The sequence below is a fragment of the Xylanibacter sp. genome (genome assembly GCF_057607445.1).
Map to the genome: position 1 here is coordinate 226,676 of NZ_DBLZAX010000004.1, position 19,778 is coordinate 246,453.

General features: G+C 49.0%; 15 protein-coding genes. 10 read left to right on the plus strand and 5 right to left on the minus strand.

Features of this window, described 5'->3' with window-relative positions; all coding sequences use genetic code 11:
• Positions 1–113: 113 nt before the first annotated feature.
• Together ACZMIG_RS05400 and ACZMIG_RS05405 are read right to left on the minus strand one after the other, a co-directional pair.
• Positions 114–734 (minus strand): DJ-1/PfpI family protein, encoded by a 621-nt coding sequence (locus ACZMIG_RS05400; protein ID WP_302024286.1) that lies wholly within the window; start codon positions 732–734, stop codon positions 114–116.
• Between the two features lie 4 nt (positions 735–738).
• Positions 739–1,083, minus strand: coding sequence for a DUF3795 domain-containing protein (locus ACZMIG_RS05405; protein ID WP_370799233.1), 345 nt, complete (start codon positions 1,081–1,083; stop codon positions 739–741).
• Between the two features lie 614 nt (positions 1,084–1,697).
• Here ACZMIG_RS05405 and ACZMIG_RS05410 point away from each other — a divergent pair.
• The 5 genes from ACZMIG_RS05410 (at position 1,698) to ACZMIG_RS05430 (ending at position 6,478) form a co-directional block, all read left to right on the plus strand.
• Positions 1,698–2,024, plus strand: a complete 327-nt coding sequence (locus ACZMIG_RS05410; protein WP_021853377.1) for a DMT family transporter — start codon at positions 1,698–1,700, stop codon at positions 2,022–2,024.
• Between the two features lie 229 nt (positions 2,025–2,253).
• Complete coding sequence (locus ACZMIG_RS05415; RefSeq protein WP_021853378.1) at positions 2,254–3,072, plus strand: pyridoxamine kinase; 819 nt, start codon at positions 2,254–2,256, stop codon at positions 3,070–3,072.
• A 185-nt stretch (positions 3,073–3,257) separates the two neighbouring features.
• On the plus strand, positions 3,258–3,518 hold the full coding sequence (locus ACZMIG_RS05420; protein WP_053398953.1) for a hypothetical protein: 261 nt from the start codon (positions 3,258–3,260) through the stop codon (positions 3,516–3,518).
• Positions 3,519–3,526: 8 nt separating this feature from the next.
• Positions 3,527–4,258 (plus strand): ATPase, encoded by a 732-nt coding sequence (locus ACZMIG_RS05425; protein ID WP_288949143.1) that lies wholly within the window; start codon positions 3,527–3,529, stop codon positions 4,256–4,258.
• A gap of 168 nt (positions 4,259–4,426) precedes the next feature.
• A complete protein-coding gene (locus ACZMIG_RS05430) occupies positions 4,427–6,478 on the plus strand; it encodes a chitobiase/beta-hexosaminidase C-terminal domain-containing protein (RefSeq protein ID WP_487889207.1) in 2,052 nt (683 codons plus the stop codon).
• A gap of 178 nt (positions 6,479–6,656) precedes the next feature.
• Here the strand turns inward: ACZMIG_RS05430 and ACZMIG_RS05435 are convergent, their stop codons facing one another.
• Both ACZMIG_RS05435 and ACZMIG_RS05440 read right to left on the minus strand, forming a co-directional pair.
• Positions 6,657–7,067, minus strand: a complete 411-nt coding sequence (locus ACZMIG_RS05435; protein ID WP_082335276.1) for a DUF4878 domain-containing protein — start codon at positions 7,065–7,067, stop codon at positions 6,657–6,659.
• A 34-nt stretch (positions 7,068–7,101) separates the two neighbouring features.
• A complete protein-coding gene (locus tag ACZMIG_RS05440) occupies positions 7,102–7,713 on the minus strand; it encodes a YiiX/YebB-like N1pC/P60 family cysteine hydrolase (protein WP_487889208.1) in 612 nt (203 codons plus the stop codon).
• Positions 7,714–8,107: 394 nt separating this feature from the next.
• Between ACZMIG_RS05440 and ACZMIG_RS05445 the strand changes: the two genes are divergently transcribed.
• The 5 genes from ACZMIG_RS05445 to ACZMIG_RS05465 all read left to right on the plus strand — a co-directional run bounded on the left by ACZMIG_RS05445 (position 8,108) and on the right by ACZMIG_RS05465 (position 17,957).
• The gene (locus tag ACZMIG_RS05445) at positions 8,108–8,686 is read left to right on the plus strand and encodes a phosphatase PAP2 family protein (RefSeq protein ID WP_053398948.1); all 579 of its coding nucleotides are present in this window, start codon (positions 8,108–8,110) and stop codon (positions 8,684–8,686) included.
• 212 nt (positions 8,687–8,898) lie between these two features.
• Positions 8,899–11,598, plus strand: a complete 2,700-nt coding sequence (locus tag ACZMIG_RS05450; RefSeq protein ID WP_487889209.1) for a 4-alpha-glucanotransferase — start codon at positions 8,899–8,901, stop codon at positions 11,596–11,598.
• A gap of 107 nt (positions 11,599–11,705) precedes the next feature.
• On the plus strand, positions 11,706–13,826 hold the full coding sequence (locus ACZMIG_RS05455) for a glycoside hydrolase family 97 protein (RefSeq protein ID WP_487889210.1): 2,121 nt from the start codon (positions 11,706–11,708) through the stop codon (positions 13,824–13,826).
• 224 nt (positions 13,827–14,050) lie between these two features.
• A complete protein-coding gene (pulA, locus tag ACZMIG_RS05460; protein ID WP_487889211.1) occupies positions 14,051–15,964 on the plus strand; it encodes a type I pullulanase in 1,914 nt (637 codons plus the stop codon).
• 70 nt (positions 15,965–16,034) lie between these two features.
• A complete protein-coding gene (locus ACZMIG_RS05465) occupies positions 16,035–17,957 on the plus strand; it encodes an alpha-amylase family glycosyl hydrolase (protein ID WP_487889212.1) in 1,923 nt (640 codons plus the stop codon).
• Between the two features lie 317 nt (positions 17,958–18,274).
• Here the strand turns inward: ACZMIG_RS05465 and ACZMIG_RS05470 are convergent, their stop codons facing one another.
• Positions 18,275–19,180 carry an IS982 family transposase gene (locus tag ACZMIG_RS05470; RefSeq protein ID WP_418874405.1) on the minus strand — a complete coding sequence of 302 codons (906 nt, stop codon included), beginning with the start codon at positions 19,178–19,180 and terminating at the stop codon, positions 18,275–18,277.
• Between the last annotated feature and the right edge of the window lie 598 nt (positions 19,181–19,778).

A 19,778-nucleotide genomic window follows, 5' to 3' on the forward strand; every position in this document is an offset into this window, starting at 1 on the left:
GTTAAAATGTGGCAGCAACAAAAGTGATGAAATGGTATGCATCAAAATATTCCTTGATTTAATAATTCCGGCGTGACGTCACTTTTGTTGCTGCCGACCGTTTGCATAATGACTTATTTGCTTGAACTTGAAGTAATCTTTACAAGTCCTTCTTTATTAAAGCGATAAAACATTTCCGTGCGTTCTGGAGTGTCGTTTTCAAGCAGTAGAAGAAGTTCTTTGGCAAATTCCAGATAGCCGGAGCCGTTGGCTGTAACTATACGCTTGTCTGACACTGCCTGTTCGTTTACATAGTTGGCCTCGTTCGTATAGCTGTTTCCGCCCCAAAGTTTCAGTTGTTCCAGTCCGTTTCCGGTATGCCTGATGTTATTAAGAAATCCGTGTCTGGCGAGGAATGATGCCGCGTTGCATATTGCTCCAACAATGATGCCCCGACCGATGGCGTTTCTTACTATTGGCACCACTCTGTCGGCTTCCTGCCCGTTAAGCCAGCCGAATCCGCCTATAAGTATCAGTGCTGCGTAATCCTCGGGCATGGTGTCTAACGAGTAGTCGGGCAGAGTGCGGAAGCCTCCGCAGGAGCATACCGCGTCCAGTGTGGGGGCAACGGTCTTGTTTACAAACTTAGGTGTCTCTTTCATGCCGCGCTCATCGCATGTTATGGCCGAGGCAAGGAACGCAGGTTCGTGGTCGGCATAGTTGTCCAGCAGGACATATAATATTTCGTTCTTCATATTTTTATTTTCTTTTTATTGTCTGACATTTACGTTTGCTCATTTCTTCGGCAAAAGCCTTTTCGCCTTTCTCTTTGATATAGCGTATGCATGCCGCCCTGTCTGAGTTGAACAGAAAGGCAAACACTTTTGCTATCCAGTTTGAATACAGTTTGCAGTCGTTCACGTCGCGCGGGCACTCGGCGCATGTGTTGAATTTGTTTGCCATGCAGCATGAGCGTGTCTTGCACCATGACGCTTTCTCGTTCAGCCTGCATCCGGGACATTTCCCGGCAAGGTATTTGCGGCATGCTCCGCAGTAAAGGCCGCAGGCCGCAATGTTTTGTGTATCAGAAATTATTGTTTTCATGTAAATCAAATTGTAGAGTGATTAAATTCTCCGTTAATCCAGAATGTGGCTTCTGTACCTTTAAAATGCAGAATGACATAGTTATGGTTGCATCGGCATTCCGCAACTTTGGCAGAAGTGTTGTTTCATATATAAGTATGTTTTGTGCCCATAAGCTCCTCTGAGGGCGGTTATACAATATGAAAGCGTGGAACTGCAATGCTATCATGTCTAAGTTGGAGGTCGTAGGAAACCTTTGGCACAGATATGATAATAGCAGCCCACGCTATAGCGTGAGAACCACTATGCCCTCTCTTGTGCCAAGTTATGAAATTTCCTACGTTTCCAACTTACAAGAAAAGCATAACGCTTCTTTAAATCCTTAAAATATATTTTGGACAGAGTATTCTCAATCCGTTTACAAAAGTAATTAATTTATGCGAAAATATTAAGCCTTATGACGATAATCTTAGTTAATTTTTTGCGTCATAAAGCTGCGCATGCGAATAAAAGCTGTTGCCTGTGACAGCGCAATTTGCAGTATGTCGACTGATTAGATTTTTATGTCATTCTGTTTTAGATTAAAATTCGTATCTTTGTTTGCGATTTTGTATATGCAGAAAAAATAAAAGCAGATGAATTGGATTATTCTTGTTATTGCCGGATTTTTTGAGTCGGGCTTTGCCTTCTGCCTTGGCAAGATGAAGGAAGCCTCCGGCACGGAGTGGTATCTGTGGTGCGTCGGTTTTCTTGTGTGTCTTGTCCTGAGCATGGTGTTGCTGGCCAAGGCGGTGCAGACTTTGCCCATAGGCACGGCTTATCCCGTGTGGACAGGCATAGGGGCCGTTGGCACGGTGCTGCTGGGCATCATTTTCTTTCATGAGCCGGCATCATTCCTGCGCCTGTTCTTTATCACCACGCTGATAGCCTCAATAATTGGACTGAAGATGGTTTCGCATTGAACGACTGATATCCGGCAGGGCTTTAACTGAAATATAGCGTTATGATTCAGCCTGTGTCTTTGTCTTATGTTGTGTATAACATAGTATGCGGTATAATGGCCGGCTGGGGCTTTGCGGGTTTCATTTTGTGCTTGTCATATAAATATGCTTTGTGCCAGACCATATTTTCAATTTTGTTTGCGTTAATTCATCAGTTTTATGTAAGTTTGCAGCCGAAACTTAGAATGTTATGAAAAAGAAACAGATATTGCTCATAAACGATATGGCAGGCTACGGAAAGGTGGCCACGGCAGCCATGCTCCCTATACTGTCGTATATGGGACATCCCACATATAATTTGCCCACGGCACTTGTGTCTAACACGCTCGACTACGGAAAGTTCAACATACTCGAGACAACAGAGTATATCAAGGGCGTGTTCCCCGTATGGCGCGAGCTCGGCTTCTCGTTCGATGCCATAGCCACAGGCTTCATGGCGTCGGAGACTCAGGCGCGCATCATAGCAGCCTACTGTCGCGAACAGGCAGAGAACGGAACGGTGGTGTATGTCGACCCGATAATGGGCGACGAGGGCAAGCTGTATAACGGCGTTACCGACGAGGCCATAAAGAGCATGCGCGAGATGGTCAGCGTGGCCCATCTTGTATTTCCAAACTATACTGAGGCCTGCTATCTCACCGACAGCCAATATGACGCTGCCGGAGTAACAGCCGAAGGTGCCCGTCGACTGCTCGACTCACTTCTGAAGTTAGGCACAAAGTCGGCCCTGATAACGAGCATACGTGTAGACGGCCAGCCGTCAGTTGTTGGCTACAACCACGTCAACGGCGAGTATTTCACACAGCCCTACACCGAGATACCCGTTCATTTCCCCGGCACCGGTGACATCTTCTCAGCCGTGCTCATAGGCTATCTGCTGGGCGGAAAGGAACTGAAACCAAGCACACGCAAGGCCATGGACGTGGTGTATAAGCTGATAGACCTCAACAAGGACAACACTGACAAGAACCGCGGCATACCTCTGGAGAAATATCTCGACGTGCTTTGACATAAGTGAAAAACGAAAAGTGAAGAGTGAAAAATCCTAATGCCTTGTGGTAACACATCCGGTGGCACGTGAGGCAGACATGTATGAATTATGCTTTTTTATAGATGAAAAATTAGTCGGAAATTATAGATGCTATCACGAAAATTTGTTATATTTGTAAACGGATAATCTAAATTAAAAGCAACATGAAAAAGAATCAGACATCATACCGTAATACTTCTGTTTCAGAATTGCTCAGTGCAGGTTCTGAAGAAGAGCGTATTGTTGCCGGACTGAAACGATTCGGACGCAGGGCTTATAACGAAACTTTAAAACAAGGTGGAGAGGCTACTGTGCTTCGTGGCAACAAAATCTGTCGTGTTAACGGACGTGGCGATGTTTCTGTAATAGAAGAGCTTGGTCAGACTCGTTATCGGGTGACTCAGAACACTTATAAGCTGAAGTGAGGAATATTATGAATGTTAAACGGCTGCGTGTTTTTGCAGGGCCAAACGGCTCGGGCAAATCAACGATTACGTCTATAGTGCGTGAGGCTGGTGTAAGTCTTGGCATTTATGTGAACGCAGACGAAATGAAGAAAATTATCAATGCAACAAAAACTTTCGACTTTAGCCATTATTTAAAAACCTTTGATGAATCTCATTTCAAGCAAAGCTTCTCGGAATCGTCACTTTTCATTAAGGCCGGAGGTGACGATATGTGTAATGCATGTTATGTGGATGGTTGTATTATGCATTTCAGGTGTGAAGTGAATGATTATTTTACTTCGTTCTTGTCGGCATATCTGCGTGAGGCTTTATTGGATAACTGTGATAAGTTTACATTTGAGACTGTGATGTCTCATCCTTCAAAGTTGGAGTATATCCGCAAGGCGCGGAGTAAAGGCTTCCGTGTTTATCTGTATTTTGTGGCGCTCGAAAATCCTTCTTTGAACCGTGAACGTGTGCAGGCACGTGTAAAATTGGGTGGACATGATGTACCTGATGATAAGGTAGTTGAACGCTATGACCGTAGTCTTAATCTCATGTTGAGTGCAATTCGGTTGTCAGATAGAGCATATATCTTTGACAACAGCAGTTCAAAGCCTTTGTTGTTGGCATCGGTAAATGACGGTGAACTGACAATGGCTGACGGGGTTGAATATATTCCGTCGTGGTTTAAACGTTACCTTATTGATAAATTGTAATTTGTTGGCTGGTTTGGCGTTTGTCAAATGGTATAATGATTTAATATTATTCATTCCAGTTCTCAAGACAAACGCTTGCACAGAAGTTTCGCTGATATTTGTGGCGACGTGTAAACAAGATGTTCATAATATCTTTAATTTTACACCGTGAAAAAACATTTTTATATCATGAGAAAATTATTTACCACAATCGTATCGTCACTTATGGCTTTGTCGGTTTCGGCACAGGGATGGCCGTCGGGCTGGCAGGGCGTGATGCTGCAAGGCTTTTATTGGGACTCGTTCTCAGACACACAGTGGACCAACCTCGAGAGTCAGGCCGACGAGCTGTCTGAGTTTTTCAAACTGATATGGATACCTCAGAGTGGCAACTGCGGCTCGGGCAACTCCATGGGATACAACGACCTCTACTGGTTTAACAACTACACGAGCACGTTCGGCAACGAGCAGCAGCTGCGCTCCATGATCAGCACCTTCAAGAGCAAGGGGCTGGGCACTATAGCCGACGTGGTTATCAACCACCGCTCGTCGATGGCTGGCACATGGATGAGTTTCCCCGAGGAGACCTACAAGGGCGTAACCTACACGATGGGGGCTGCCGACATCTGCTCTAACGACGACGGAGGCAAGACGGCTGCGCAGGCTGAGGTTAAGCCTACGGGACAGACCGACACGGGCGACGACTTCGACGGAGCGCGCGACCTCGACCATAACAGCGCCAACGTGCAGGCTATGGTTAAGGCATATCTCGACTTCCTGCTCAACGACCTTGGATATACGGGTTTCCGCTACGACATGGTGAAGGGCTATGCGCCTGAGTTTACGGGCATATACAACACGGCCGCTAACCCGCAGTATTCGGTAGGCGAGTATTGGGACGGCGTGTCGCAGATAAAGAGCTGGATAGACGGCACCACAGCCAACGGCACCACAGCCAACGGCGCAAAGCAGTCGGCTGCGTTCGACTTCCCGCTGAAATATCTGCTGCGCGACTGCTGCAACTCGTCTTCAAACTGGAGTACGCTGGGCGGCAGCTGTCTGGCCAACGACATGTATTATCGCCGCTATGCCGTAACCTTCGTTGACAACCACGACACCTATGGCCGCGGCAACGACGGCGAGGTGAAGGCCAACATCCTGGCTGCCAACGCCTTCATCCTGGCAGCGCCGGGCACTCCGTGCGTCTTCCTGCCTCACTGGAAGGAATATAAGCAGGACATTAAGCAGATGATATATGCGCGCAACATGGCCGGCATAAACAACGAGAGCACATTTGAGACCATGAACCGCACAGCTGCGCAGTATGCCATCAAGGTGAACGGCACTGACGGCAAGTCGGTGGTTGTGCTTATGGGCTCAACCTCATGGCCTTCGTCAACCGTAAAGGAAGCCGATTATCAGCTCGTTGACAAGGGACAGAACTTTGCATATTATATCTCGCGCAATGCCGGCAGCGTGTGGGCCGATGTTCCTTCCGGCTCTTACGACAACGGCGTGAGCGTAACTCTCAGCGCACTCACAACCGATGCCGGCGCACAGATTGTCTACACCACGGACGGCAGCGAACCAACGGCATCTAACGGCACGAAGGTCAGCAGCGGCGCAACAGTGAGCATCGACGCCACCACAACCCTCAAGGCTGCACTGCTGACAGGCGGCGCAGTGAGCGGCATGATAACACGTCACTACACCGTTACGGCATTCCAGCCACATGAGATAACCGTATGCGTCAATGCCGACAACGTAGGATGGAGCCGCGTAAACTTCTGGTCGTGGGGCGGCGACGGCACACATTCGCCCGTGAACGGCTCATGGCCCGGCGACAACGTTACAACTACAAAGACCGTGGGCGGCAAGACATGGTATTATCAGACCTACACGATGAACTCGTCGGACGATTGCGTGTGCTTCGTGTTCAGCACCGCGAGCGGTTCGCCTCAGACTGTTGACGTGAACAACGTCAGCAAAGACAGCTACTTCGAGATTTCTTCAACCTCTGAGGGCGGCAAGTATAAGGTTGACGATGTTACCGACAAGTATGCCACAAGCATCGGCGGTATCGTGGCCGACAAAGCCGAAGGACGCACCTCTGCAGGTGTCTACACCATAGACGGACGCCTCGTGCGCCATACGTCGGGAGGTGCTACGGCCGATGAGGCTGTAAGCGGACTAGCCAAAGGCCTTTACATCGTTAACGGCAAGAAGGTTGTGGTGAAGTAACGGCTTGACATCACAGAATAACATTCAAGGATAAACCTTTGTCGGGCGTTATATTTCAGACAATATATACAAGATAATAAAGCCATATACGGTATAATTACCGATAGGGGATAAAAGACAGGGGCAAGATGTATCAGCATCTTGCCCCCTGTCTTTTATTATGATTAAGCCTCTGTTACTATTTGCCCATGTCTATTTTCCAGTTGCCCTGTTCGTCTTTCTTGAGCTTGATGTCGTCTTCTTTGTCAGAGCCGTCACCGTACATAATCTTCATCTTAACAACAGCGCTCTCGCCGCTTTCGTCTATTTGTTCAGACAGCGCCTCATACGACTTTATTCCGCCTTTTTTCTCATACATCTTGTCGGCCTTGCCCTGCATCATGCCCGACAGCATCTTCTTTCCGGCTTCAGGGTCTTCGCCCTCTTTAACCTTCATATAAACGAGGTCGGCAAATTTGTCGTAGTCTTTGTCCTGCAAGCATTTAACAGCCTTTTCTGCCACGGCTTTAGGGGTGTTTCCGCCGCCACCGCACGATGTCATGATAAACAAGGCTGCCATAAGAGCCATAATTCCAATTAATTTTTTCATGGTTCAAAAATTTTTTTGTTTGTTAATAATAGGTTTAAAATGCAATAATCTTTTTTAGCGACTTGTTGTTACAGATGTCAGACGGCAGCATGCACCTTATTTTTTTCATGCCCGGCAGACTTATGTCGTGGCGCTCTGTTCCGGCCAGCGTCAGTCCTGCCTTGGCGTAGGCAAACTCCACGAGTTCGCAGCAGTACATCTTCGTGGTGTCGCTGTCGTCATAGTCGTGATCAAAGAGCGTGTTGCGGCGGTAGGTCTGCATGGCATATTCTGCTGCCTTCAGCGGTATAATGGTGTCGCCCTTCAGTCTTTTCACCTCGCCGGCGTTGGCGTTTATCGGTGAGAAGAATTTCTCGGGCGTCTCCATCTTCACCCTGTCCGGGTCTCCCTCAAAGTCGGGTTCGTCCGGCACGGCATGCACAATCATCTTTTTGCCGGCCGAGTCGACCACTATGCCCACATGCGAGTAGCGTCCGTTTCTGTCGGCCATCATCACCGCATGACTGCTTATGCCTCCTCCCCGGCGAAACACAATGTCTCCCGTCTTTAGCTCGCATCCTGCCGTAAATATGGTTAGGTCTTTTTTGTCGTTGCAGGATATCAGCGTTGCCGTAAGAAGAGCCAGGCAAATCGCAGTTTTCATCATTATCTTTATCACTGTTCACAAAGATAAGCATAATAGACGTAATCACAAAATCCTGACAAAATTATTTACTCATAATGACGGAAATCCGTTATGCCGGATATATGGCAACAATGCTATTGTTCCGACGGATTTATGCAAGTTGATGAGCATAGTGAAAATCCGTAATAAAGTATAAGGAGCCAACGGTCAGCGAAGCTAATTCTCAATCCGCTTGCTTCCTATGTCTGATTAATGGTTTTCTCGTTTTAGCTTTCTTAAAAACGTTTTCATTGTTCTCTTTTCGTCTTTTATTTAAATGTCTTGTAATCTTTTGATAAGATAGGATGCGGTTCGGCAATAAAAATAAAGCAAGTTTTATTTTGTATTGCTCTCACCTTTCATTATCTTTGCACCCATGCTACGCAAACTGATAATAATTGTTTTTGCAGTCTTTATGTCATCGGCCTGCAACGCACAGCAGCAGTATGAGCGCTATCATGGCGACGGCATCGACGAATATCTGCAGTATGTACCGCTGGCATCAACCTATGTGCTCAAGGCAGCAGGGGTTGACGCCCAGAGTTCGTGGAAGCGTCTGCTTGTCAATTCGGCCACGTCGTTTGTCATCAACGCCGGCGTAACCTATGCGCTGAAGCATACCATACATTCTACGCGCCCTGACGGCACCGATGACCATTCGTTTCCGTCGGGCCACACGTCGATAGCCTTCTGCGGAGCCGCCATACTGCATAAGGAGTTTGGCAAGGTGAGTCCGTGGATAAGCGTGGCAGGATTCACCGTGGCCACCGTTACTGCCGTAGACCGCGTGAGACGCAACCGCCATCACTGGGGCGACGTGGTGGCAGGTGCGGCCATTGGCGTGCTGTCTGTCGAAGCCGGCTACAGGCTTGGCGACCTGATAACCGGAGAGAAAAAGAAAAATGTAGATGTAGCTGTTATGCCCAACGGATTTACGCTTCTTGTAAATCTTTGAAATAGAGCATGGTGTGGGCATGCAGACAGGTTTGTGTAAACGATTGCATGATTAATTGAAAGATAACAGATAAATTTAGATTATCATTTATTTTTTTTATTATTATCTTTGCAGGTAAGATAAGTCGTGTCTTGAAACAAAGGCCATGGCGTGGCCTGCAGGGCATGATTTCATTATGTATCTTTTACAATGAAAACCATAACTCGTGACCTATGAATATACTTTTAAACATAGCTTATAATACGGCTTTTGGCGAAGAACTCGTGTTGAATGTCATCAACGGCAGAGAGAACGGGGCAGACGTTGTTACTCCATACAGGATGAGCACGTCCGACGGAAAGGTGTGGACCTACAGTCTGAAACTTGACGCCAAGACCGGTGAATATATAGATTATTACTACAGCGTGGTGAGAGGCGAGAGCAACGTCGTGAGAAAGGAATGGACCGTGGCTCCCCACAGGCTTGAACTCGGCGCCGCAAAGGGCGGCCGCATAGTTGCCTACGACCGCTGGATAGGCATACCCGACAACTCTTATCTTTACAGTTCGGCCTTCACCGACTGCATAAAGCGCCGCCGTCTGTCGGCCCTGCCGCCTTCAGACCATGTGGCTACGCTGCGCATAAAGGTGCGCGCCCCGCAGCTCCGCGGCCATGAGCGCCTTGTGCTTGTGGGCAACGAGGTTACTCTGGGCACATGGGACGTGTTTAAGGGCCAGCAGATGTATGAGCACAACTACAACGAGTGGGTGGCAGACATCAATGCGCTGAAGATTTCGGGCAAGACAATAGAGTTTAAGTTTGTGGCCGTCGACGTGGCCGACACTGCCGAGATACTGTGGGAAGACCGCTTCAACCGCACCATCGATGTGCCCGTGATGGAAAAGGACGACATCATGGTTTATGAACTCGACGACGCTTTCTTCCCGATATACAATATACGCTGCGCCGGAACCCAGGTGCCGGTGTTCTCGCTAAGGTCGAGGAGCAGTTTCGGCGTGGGCGACTTCGGCGACCTGAAGAAGATGATTGACTGGGTTGCCCTGACACAGCAGCGTGTGCTGCAGGTGCTGCCTATCAACGACTCAACCACCACCCACACATGGACCGACTCTTATCCCTACAGCTGCATAAGCATCTTCGCGCTGCATCCTCAGTATGCCGACCTCAACGCCCTGCCGCCTATTGCCGACAAGGCCGAACGCGAAAGGTTTGAGGCCCTGCGCCAGGAACTCAACGCCCTGCCGCAGATCGACTATGAGCGCGTGAACAACGCCAAGAACGAATATCTGCGCATAATATATGAGCAGGAAGGCAAGACTGTGATGGCTTCTGCCGAGTTTAAGGTTTTCTTTAAGGAGGCAGAATCGTGGCTGGTGCCTTACGGACAGTATTGCTATCTGCGCGACAAATATGGTACGGCCGACTTCAGCAAGTGGCCCGACCATCATGCGTTCGACGAGAGCGAGCGTCATGCCCTTTCTGTTCAGCGCAATGCAGCCTATAAGAACGTGGCCTACTATTATTTTGTGCAGTTTATCCTTAACTCACAGATGGCTGACGCTCATGAATACGCACGCTCAAAGGGCGTGATACTTAAGGGCGACATTCCTATCGGCGTAAACCGCTATGGCTGCGACGTATGGCAGGAGCCGCGCTACTTTAACCTTAACGGGCAGGCTGGTGCTCCGCCAGATGACTTCTCTGTGAACGGTCAGAACTGGGGCATCCCGACATACAACTGGGACGAGATGATAAAGGACGGCTGCCGCTGGTGGGTGCGCCGCTTCTCAAACATGGCAAAATTCTTTGATGCCTACCGCATAGACCATGTGCTCGGCTTCTTCCGTATATGGGAGATTCCTTACAATGCCGTACACGGCTTGCTGGGCCAGTTCTCGCCTGCACTCGGAATGACACGCGAGGAGATTGAGGCTTATGGCCTGCACTTCCAGGAAGAACTGTTCACCGAACCGTTCATCACCGACTGGGTGCTCGACCGCATGTTCGGTGAAAGGGCGGCAATGGTGCGCGACACTTATCTTGAGCCTGCACACGACGGCCGCTACCGCATGAAGCCCGAATATGACACACAGCGCAAGGTTGAGGCTGCCTTTGAGGGCAAGACCGACAAGGCCGACACCGACCTGCGCGACGGCCTGTATGCGCTGATAAGCGACGTGCTCTTTGTGCGCGACCATCGGGACCCCAATAAGTTCCATCCGCGCATATCAGTGCAGTTTGACTTCATCTACGAGTCGCTCTACGACAGCGACAAGTTCCTGTTCAACAAGATATACAACGACTACTATTATCGCCGCAACAGCCAGTTCTGGTATCGTGAGGCGATGAACAAGCTGCCCAAACTCGTTGAGGCCACCCGCATGCTGGTGTGCGCCGAAGACCTGGGCATGGTGCCCGACTGTGTTCAGTGGGTGATGAACGAACTTAAGATACTCAGTCTTGAGCTACAGTCGATGCCGAAAGATCCGAGCGTGCGCTTCGGTGTGCTGTCGCGCAATCCTTACCGCTCGGTGTGCACGATATCAAGCCACGACACGCCGACGCTGCGTCAGTGGTGGGACGAGGATGCGAGCCGCACGCAAGACTACTATAACAACGTGCTGCAGAAATATGGCGCTGCGCCTCATCCGCTGCCCGGATGGCTTGCACGCGACATCATATCACGCCATCTGCTGTGCCCGTCCATGCTGTGCATACTGACCGTGCAGGACTGGCTGGCTGTAGACGAGAGCATACGCCTGGCCGACGCCAATGCAGAGCGCATAAACATACCTTCCAATCCGCGTCACTACTGGCGCTACAGGATGCATATGTGCATTGAAGACCTCATGGAGGCACACGACTATAACCAGAACATAACCGACCTTATCAAAGAGAGCGGACGTATGTAATTCTTTCATCATGATACACTGAAGACGTGCAGGCCAGGCAGTCAGGTCTGCCGTCTTTTATGCCAGAAATGGATTTCTAACCTATATTCAATATTAACTTAACTAATATGCGTAAGATTTTATTTGCATTGATGCTTCTGCCGATGCTGGCAATGGCGCAGACCGTAAAATCTCCCAACGGCAATGTGTCGGTGAAGTTCTCGCTCGACAACGGGCGACCTGTTTATGAAGTTAGCTACAAAAAACGGGCTGTCGTAAAGCCGAGTTATCTGGGACTTGAGCTGGCCAAGACAAAGCACGCCAGCAAGGGCATGGAGGAAACCAGCCTGATGGACGGTTTCGTAGTTGCCAAGACTGACACTTCAACATTCGACGAGACATGGAAGCCGGTGTGGGGCGAGACTGCCACAATACGCAACCACTACAATGAGCTCGCCGTTACGCTCAACCAGCCGGCAACAAAGCGCAACATCGTTATCCGTTTCCGTGTATACGACGACGGAATGGGCCTGCGCTACGAGTTTCCGCAGCAGGAAGAGCTCAACTATTTCGTTATAAAGGAAGAGCACACACAGTTTGCCATGGCCGGCGATCACAAGGCCTTCTGGATACCGGGCGACTACGACACGCAGGAGTATGAGACCGTGGAGTCGAAGCTCTCGGAGATACGCGAACTGATGAAGAGTGCCATAACACCAAACTCATCGCAGACCCCATTCTCGCCGACAGGCGTGCAGACATCGCTGCAGATGAAGACCGACGACGGACTTTACATCAACATTCATGAGGCAGCCTGCGTAAACTATGCCACAATGCACCTTAACCTTGACGACAAGAACATGGTGTTTGAGTCGTGGCTCACACCCGACGCACAGGGCTACAAGGGCTATATACAGACTCCGTTCAACACGCCGTGGCGCACGATTATCGTGAGCGACGACGCACGCGACATGCTATCTTCCAACCTCATACTCAACCTCAACGAGCCTTGCGCGCTCGACGACGTAAGCTGGATACGTCCTATAAAATACTGCGGTGTGTGGTGGGATATGATTGTTGGCCGTGGCACATGGAGCTACACCAACGACCTTCCGTCGGTTCATCTCGGTGTTACCGACTACAGCAAGTGCAAGCCAAACGGCACACACTCTGCCAACAACGAGAACGTGAAGAAATATATTGACTTCGCTGCCGACAACGGACTCGACGAGGTGCTGGTTGAAGGATGGAACGAAGGATGGGAAGACTGGTTCGGACACTCAAAGCTCGACGTCTTCGATTTCATCACTCCTTATCCTGACTTCGACATCAAGATGCTCAACGAGTATGCCCACTCTAAGGGTGTCAAGCTGATGATGCACCATGAGACATCTTCGTCGGCATGGAACTATGAGCGCTGGATGGAGAAAGCATATGAGCTGATGAACAAGTATGGCTACGACGCCGTGAAGAGCGGCTACGTTGGCGACATCATTCCGCGCGGCGAGTACCACTACGGTCAGCTGATGAACAACCACTATCTGCGTGCCGTAAAGGAGGCTGCAAAGCATCATATCATGGTCAACGCACACGAGGCAACACGTCCTACAGGTCTTTGTCGCACATATCCTAACCTCGTGGGCAACGAGAGCGCACGCGGAACAGAGTATGAGGCGTTCGGCGGAAGCCGTCCCGACCACACTGTCGTGCTGCCGTTCACACGTCTTCAGGGAGGTCCGATGGACTACACTCCGGGTATTCTTGAAACTCAGCTCAACACATGGAGCGAGAACACTTCGTTTGTTCACACAACGCTCGTAGGCCAGCTGTCGCTTTATCTCGTTATGTACAGTCCGCTGCAGATGGCTGCCGACCTGCCCGAGAACTACATGAAGTATTATGATGCCTTCCAGTTCATACGCGACGTTGCCGTAGACTGGGACGACTCAAAATATCTAGAGGCTGAGCCGGGCGACTATATCACCGTTGCACGCAAGGCAAAGGGAACAGACAACTGGTTTGTCGGAGGTAAGTGTGACGAAAACGGACATAAGGCCGTCGTTAAGCTCGACTTCCTCGACAAGGGCCGCAAGTATGACTGCACGATATACGCCGATGCCAAGGACGCTCACTATGAGAAGAATCCTAAGGCATACGAGATAACACACAAGATTGTTAAGAAGGGCGACGTGCTCAAGCTGCAGGAAGCTCCGGGCGGAGGCTTTGCCGTGTCGCTCATCGCTCAATAACAATACAAAATACAGAAATGCGGAGAGGAAAGAAAACCTGACGTTTTCCAAAAGGCATCCTTTCAGGGTGCAAAAGGCCGTCTTTCTGCATGTAAAAGGCCACCTTTTGGAGCCTGAAAGGTGGCCTTTTATAATACCCTGACATACAGGATGTTATACCTGCTGTAGTAATATTTTATATGAACGACAAAAAAATACCAGAAAACAATAAAGCATACCACAGTATGAAATTTAAAAAGATTCTTGTTATGGGCATCTTGTCCTTCTTGCTGGCACCAAAGGCCGGTGCACAGACCTTCAGCGAGGCTTGTTATACTCCGGGGCTTACCCGTTTTCAGCTCTTTGCTCCCGACAATGCAAAGCAGGTTACGCTGCGCATATACGACGACGGACAGGGCGGCAAGCCGGTGAAGACCGTTAAGATGAAGCGTACGGCAGCCGAGACATATTCTGCCGAGCTTAAAGGCGACCTGAAAGGCAAGTTCTACACCTTTGACACCGGGGCAGGAGAGTGCGCCGGAGTGTTTGCCAAGGCAGTGGGAGTAAACGGACAGAGAGCAGCCATCATAGACATGTCTGCCACTGATCCCGAAGGATGGGACACCGACCGCATAACCACGGTTGTAAGTCCGGCCGACCTCATTGTATATGAGATGCACCACCGCGACTTCTCTGTCGACCCTTCGTCGGGCCTTTTAAATAAAGGTAAGTTTTTGGCGCTGACAGAGCCTAAGGCTATAGAGCATCTGAAGAAACTGGGCGTAAATGCCGTACACATATTGCCATCGTTCGACTACGCTTCGGTAGACGAGACACGCCTTAATGAACCTCAGTATAACTGGGGCTACGACCCGGTGAACTACAACGTGCCCGAAGGTTCTTACTCGACCGATCCCTATACGCCCGCAACACGCATTAAGGAGTTTAAGCAGATGGTGCAGGCTCTGCATAAGGCAGGCATACGCGTTATACTCGACGTGGTCTACAACCACACATTCAACATAGAGGGAAGCAACTTTGAGCGCACCTATCCCGGCTACTTCTACCGCAAGACAGCCGACGGACGCTGGTCTGACGGCTCGGGCTGCGGCAACGAGACGGCAAGCGAACGCCCTGCCATGCGCAAGTTTATGATAGAGTCTGTGCTGTATTGGGTTAAGGAATATCACATCGACGGTTTCCGCTTCGACCTCATGGGCGTTCATGACATAGAGACGATGAACCAGATACGTGCAGCGCTCAATAAGGAATATCCTGCCACAATTATATACGGCGAAGGCTGGTCGGCAGGTCCGTGTGCCTATCCGCAGGACAAGCTGGCCATGAAGGCCAACATGAGCAGCATGCCCGGCATATCTGCCTTTGGCGACGAGCTGCGCGACGCTCTGCGCGGTCCGTTCAACGATGACCACAAGGGTGCTTTCCTGGCAGCCGTTCCCGGCAACGAGGAGAGCATAAAGTTCGGCATAGCCGGAGCAATCAGCCATCCGCAGGTAGACATGACAAAGGTAAACTACAGCAAGGAAGCATGGGCTGCAGAGCCTGTGCAGATGCTCAGCTATGTGAGCTGCCATGACGACATGTGCCTAGTTGACCGTCTGCGCACAAGCATTCCGGGCATAGGCATGGACGAGCTTATACGTCTCGACCTGCTTGCACAGACAGCCGTGATGACATCGCAGGGCATGCCGTTCATCCTGAGCGGCGAGGAGATGCTGCGCGACAAGAAGGGCGTGCACAACAGTTTTAACTCGCCCGACAGCATCAATCGCATCGACTGGATAAACCTTGAGAAGTATCCGCAGGTGATGGACTATTACAGCAAACTCATCTCGCTGCGCAAGAATCATCCGGCATTCCGCCTCGGCACGGCCGACAAGGTGCGCCGTCATCTTGAGTTCCTGCCCGTGCAGGACAATCTCGTGGCCTTCCGCCTGAAAGACAATGCCGGAGGCGACGCATGGAAGAACATCATCGTGGTGCTCAACTCTGCCAAGGAGGCACGCACCGTAGCCGTTCCTGAAGGCAGCTACACAGTTGTCTGCCGCGACGGCGTTATCAACGAGAGCGGACTCGGCATTGTCAGCGGCAGCGAAGTGAACGTTCCGGCGCAGTCGGCACTCATCATTCACGACTGACATGCCGCGTAGATGAATGTAAGGCATCACCCGACTGAAAATAATAACATAAACAAATAACCAAATAATCATGAACAGATTAGTTTTATCTTTAAGCTTATTGCTCAGCATTATGACAATGAAAGCAGCGGTAAAGATAGACCGCATTGAACCTACAGACTGGTTTGTGGGAATGAAGAACACGTCACTGCAGCTGATGGTCTACGGCGAAGGCATCAAGACAGCAGACGTTACAACGGATTATCCCGGCGTAAAGGTGGACAGCCTGGTGCGCCTCGACAGTCCTAATTATCTCTTGGTCTACCTTAATCTTGACGGAGCGCAGCCCGGAACAATGACGCTCAACTTCAAGAACAACGGCTCGACAAAGAAAGTTAAGTATCTGCTTAAGGCACGCGAGATGAGCGGCGACAAGCGCATGGGCTTCACCAACGCCGACGTGCTCTACATGCTCATGCCCGACCGCTTTGCCGACGGCAGCCAGAAGAACAATGCCGTGAAGACAAAGTACAGCTACAAGATAGACCGCTCGCAGCCGAGCCTGCGCCACGGCGGCGACCTCGAGGGCATACGTCAGCACCTCGACTACTTCAAGGAACTGGGTGTTACGGCTTTGTGGCTTACTCCCGTTCTTGAGAACGACTCACCCGACAACGGCGTCAACAGCTCTTATCACGGCTATGCCACAACCGACTATTACAAGGTTGACCCCCGCTTCGGCACCAACGAGGAGTATCGCAAGCTCATCGACGAGGCCCATCAGAAGGGGCTGAAGGTGGTTATGGACATGATTTTCAACCATTGCGGCTATGAGCATCCATGGATAAAGGACATGCCTTCTAAAGACTGGCTCAACACTCCCGAATGGCTTTCAGCCGGAGAGAAGACCGGAAGAGACGTAACTACAGGCTATGTTGACGGCAGCGGCAAGGTTAACGACCTCTATCTGCAGACAAGCTATAAGCTTACTCCGGTGGTAGATCCATACGTGAGCGACATCGACCTGCACGAGACTGTTGACGGATGGTTTGTTCCGTCTATGCCCGACCTTAACCAGAAGAATCCTCATGTAATTAAATATCTTATCCAGAACAGCGAGTGGTGGATAGAGACCGTTGGTATCGACGGCATACGCATGGACACTTATCCTTATGCCGATGCCGACGCCATGGCCCTCTGGATGAAGACTCTCGACGAGGAATATCCTAACTTCAACGTTGTAGGCGAGACATGGGTAACCGAGCCGGCATATACAGCCGCATGGCAGAAAGATTCAAAGATTGCCAAGAAGAACAGCTATCTGAAGACGGTGATGGACTTTAGCTTCTACGACAAGATAAACATGGCGAAGAAGGAGAACACCGACGACTGGTGGAACGGATACAACCGCATATACAACAGTCTGGTTTACGACTATCTTTATCCTAACCCGTCGAGCGTCATGGCTTTCATCGAGAATCATGACACCGACCGCTTCCTCGGCAACGGCAAGGACACAACGGCACTGAAGCAGGCTCTTGCGCTGCTGCTCACCGTAAACCGCATACCGCAGCTCTATTATGGCACTGAAATCCTGATGAACGGCACAAAGGAAGTTACCGACGGCAACGTGCGCAAGGACTTCCCCGGCGGTTTCAAGGGCGACGAGCGTAATGCCTTTACAGCAGAAGGACGCACAAAGGCAGAGAACGCAATGTTCACATGGCTGAGCAATCTGCTCCATTGGCGTCAGGGCAACGACGTGATAATCAAGGGCAGCCAGAAGCAGTTTATACCTTACAAGGGCGTATATGTCATTGCACGTCAGTATAACGGCAAGACCGTAATGACCGTTATCAACGGCACACGCAAGGATGCCGCTCTCTCTGTTAAGCGCTATGCCGAGGTTATCGGACAGACAAAGCAGGCACGCGACGTGCTGACCGGCAGCAGCGTGGCTCTTGATAAAGACCTGAAGCTCACTCCGCGCCAGGTGCTCGTGCTCGAGTTCTAAACAATATAGCCGGCCGCCTTCAGCGGGCAAATCTGCTGTAGGCGGTGCGGCGATAACTCTCCTGGCCGTTGAAACATAACGGCTGTTTGGAGAAAAAGACCGAAAATGTCTTAGTTTTTTCATAAGCCCACAACAGTTTAACAGCGGTCTGATACCGATGTTAGTTTTATAGGGGCTGCAAGCATGAAGATGCTTGTCGTTTAACCTGCGCCATGCCGTTTCTGTTCGATTGGCGCAGGTTTTTTGTTTTTTAACCCAAATCAGTCATAAGGATTCGGTCGGGATTTTTGTTTTATATTAACGTGAGTTCGACGAATTTAGAATAATGCAAGCTGTGTGTCAATAGTTCTCGTAACATTGATACATGGCTTCTTAGGAAAACAGCAATATGCCGCAATTGCACTCAAGAGGTTAACGATAAAATTATCAAAGGCCCTATGCCTTGAATGTTCCACTTGTGCTATATTTTTGAGTTCGTCATTGACGGTCTCAATAATGGCTTGTTTCCTGAGAAACAGTTTGTCAGAAACGGACATCAGTGCACCTTTCATATTGCTCTTCAACTTGGTTATAAGTTGTATTCCATCAACGAATAATCTCTGAAACAGGTTCTTTCCTATATACTCCTTGTCCCCGACAAGCTTTCCATATATAAATTCTACAAAGGCTTTATATTCAAGCGGTTTACGGTCATTAACATCCCTCGGCGTAATCATAAAATTCAGAAGTTCTCCACGTTCGTTGCATATCAAATGCAGCTTGAATCCGAAAAACCACCCCATGGAACATTTTCCTCTTTGTGCTATTCCCTTGAACGTTTTATGAATGTGGATTCTCTGGTTCTTGCATACCCGTAAAGGAGTGCTGTCAACAAAACTGATGCCTGTACATTTGCCCAAAAGAACCTTCTTGATGAATATGGCCAGCGGGATGGCAACGTCTTTTTCCAATTCAACAAAACGGTTGTAAGAAACGACCTTTGGAAAGAAATGGTGCATATGTTTGCAGATTTTTTCCTGATAGAAATGCTTCAGACAACGGTATCCTGAGTCATGGAAAAGTATCATGATAAGCATGATTTCTGCCTTGGACATGGTAGAATCACGGTGATATCTGCGCTTTGCTGTTGGTTTAAACGTATATTTTGCTGTCATAGCATCAAAAAATTTGCAGAAGTCGTCTGCCATACAAAATAATTCTATAACTTTGCTCTCGGTTATCATAGCGATTATTGTTTGTAATACTTTGTAATTCAGCACTATAAAGTTACAACAATTTTCGATAATCACCAAATTTACACGCATTTACAATTCGTCGAACTCACATTAATAAAGGTAAGAAACAGTTTTGAGCTATCTGCATTTATATTCATTTTATGCGACTGCGTTGCTTCTTGTTTCAAACTTAGAGGTCATTATGTCTGTATTTTTGCCTTATATTGAGAGGCTTTTTATTATATTTTCTATAAGCATAGTGGTTATGTAAAGAAAAAGCGAACAAATAATTGCTGAAAACATGAATGCACAATATAGCTAAAGCTATGTGTGATTTAATGACCGATTGGGCTAAAATAATTCTATTACTGTCATAGGATAATATTTTTGAATATCTATTTTTTATATTTAATTACTTTTAGATTTTATGACTCCATAGAAATTTATTTGGAATGAAATTCTACGGAGTCAGTTTGCAGTTTTCTTCCTTTTGAATTCAACCACCCTTAAATTCTGCCATCGGTCTTTGGTTTTTGCCATTAGCGTATAATTTTCATCCATCCCTGCCTGTTTTATATCCCGTTCCAGTGTCATAAGTCTGCCTATT

Coding starts and splice junctions, on each gene's coding strand:
- ACZMIG_RS05400 (WP_302024286.1), bottom strand. CDS start 734: ATGAAGAACGAAATATTATATGTCCTGCTGGACAACTATGCCGACCAC.
- ACZMIG_RS05405 (WP_370799233.1), bottom strand. CDS start 1,083: ATGAAAACAATAATTTCTGATACACAAAACATTGCGGCCTGCGGCCTT.
- ACZMIG_RS05410 (WP_021853377.1), top strand. CDS start 1,698: ATGAATTGGATTATTCTTGTTATTGCCGGATTTTTTGAGTCGGGCTTT.
- ACZMIG_RS05415 (WP_021853378.1), top strand. CDS start 2,254: ATGAAAAAGAAACAGATATTGCTCATAAACGATATGGCAGGCTACGGA.
- ACZMIG_RS05420 (WP_053398953.1), top strand. CDS start 3,258: ATGAAAAAGAATCAGACATCATACCGTAATACTTCTGTTTCAGAATTG.
- ACZMIG_RS05425 (WP_288949143.1), top strand. CDS start 3,527: ATGAATGTTAAACGGCTGCGTGTTTTTGCAGGGCCAAACGGCTCGGGC.
- ACZMIG_RS05430 (WP_487889207.1), top strand. CDS start 4,427: ATGAGAAAATTATTTACCACAATCGTATCGTCACTTATGGCTTTGTCG.
- ACZMIG_RS05435 (WP_082335276.1), bottom strand. CDS start 7,067: ATGAAAAAATTAATTGGAATTATGGCTCTTATGGCAGCCTTGTTTATC.
- ACZMIG_RS05440 (WP_487889208.1), bottom strand. CDS start 7,713: ATGATGAAAACTGCGATTTGCCTGGCTCTTCTTACGGCAACGCTGATA.
- ACZMIG_RS05445 (WP_053398948.1), top strand. CDS start 8,108: ATGCTACGCAAACTGATAATAATTGTTTTTGCAGTCTTTATGTCATCG.
- ACZMIG_RS05450 (WP_487889209.1), top strand. CDS start 8,899: ATGAATATACTTTTAAACATAGCTTATAATACGGCTTTTGGCGAAGAA.
- ACZMIG_RS05455 (WP_487889210.1), top strand. CDS start 11,706: ATGCGTAAGATTTTATTTGCATTGATGCTTCTGCCGATGCTGGCAATG.
- pulA (WP_487889211.1), top strand. CDS start 14,051: ATGAAATTTAAAAAGATTCTTGTTATGGGCATCTTGTCCTTCTTGCTG.
- ACZMIG_RS05465 (WP_487889212.1), top strand. CDS start 16,035: ATGAACAGATTAGTTTTATCTTTAAGCTTATTGCTCAGCATTATGACA.
- ACZMIG_RS05470 (WP_418874405.1), bottom strand. CDS start 19,180: ATGATAACCGAGAGCAAAGTTATAGAATTATTTTGTATGGCAGACGAC.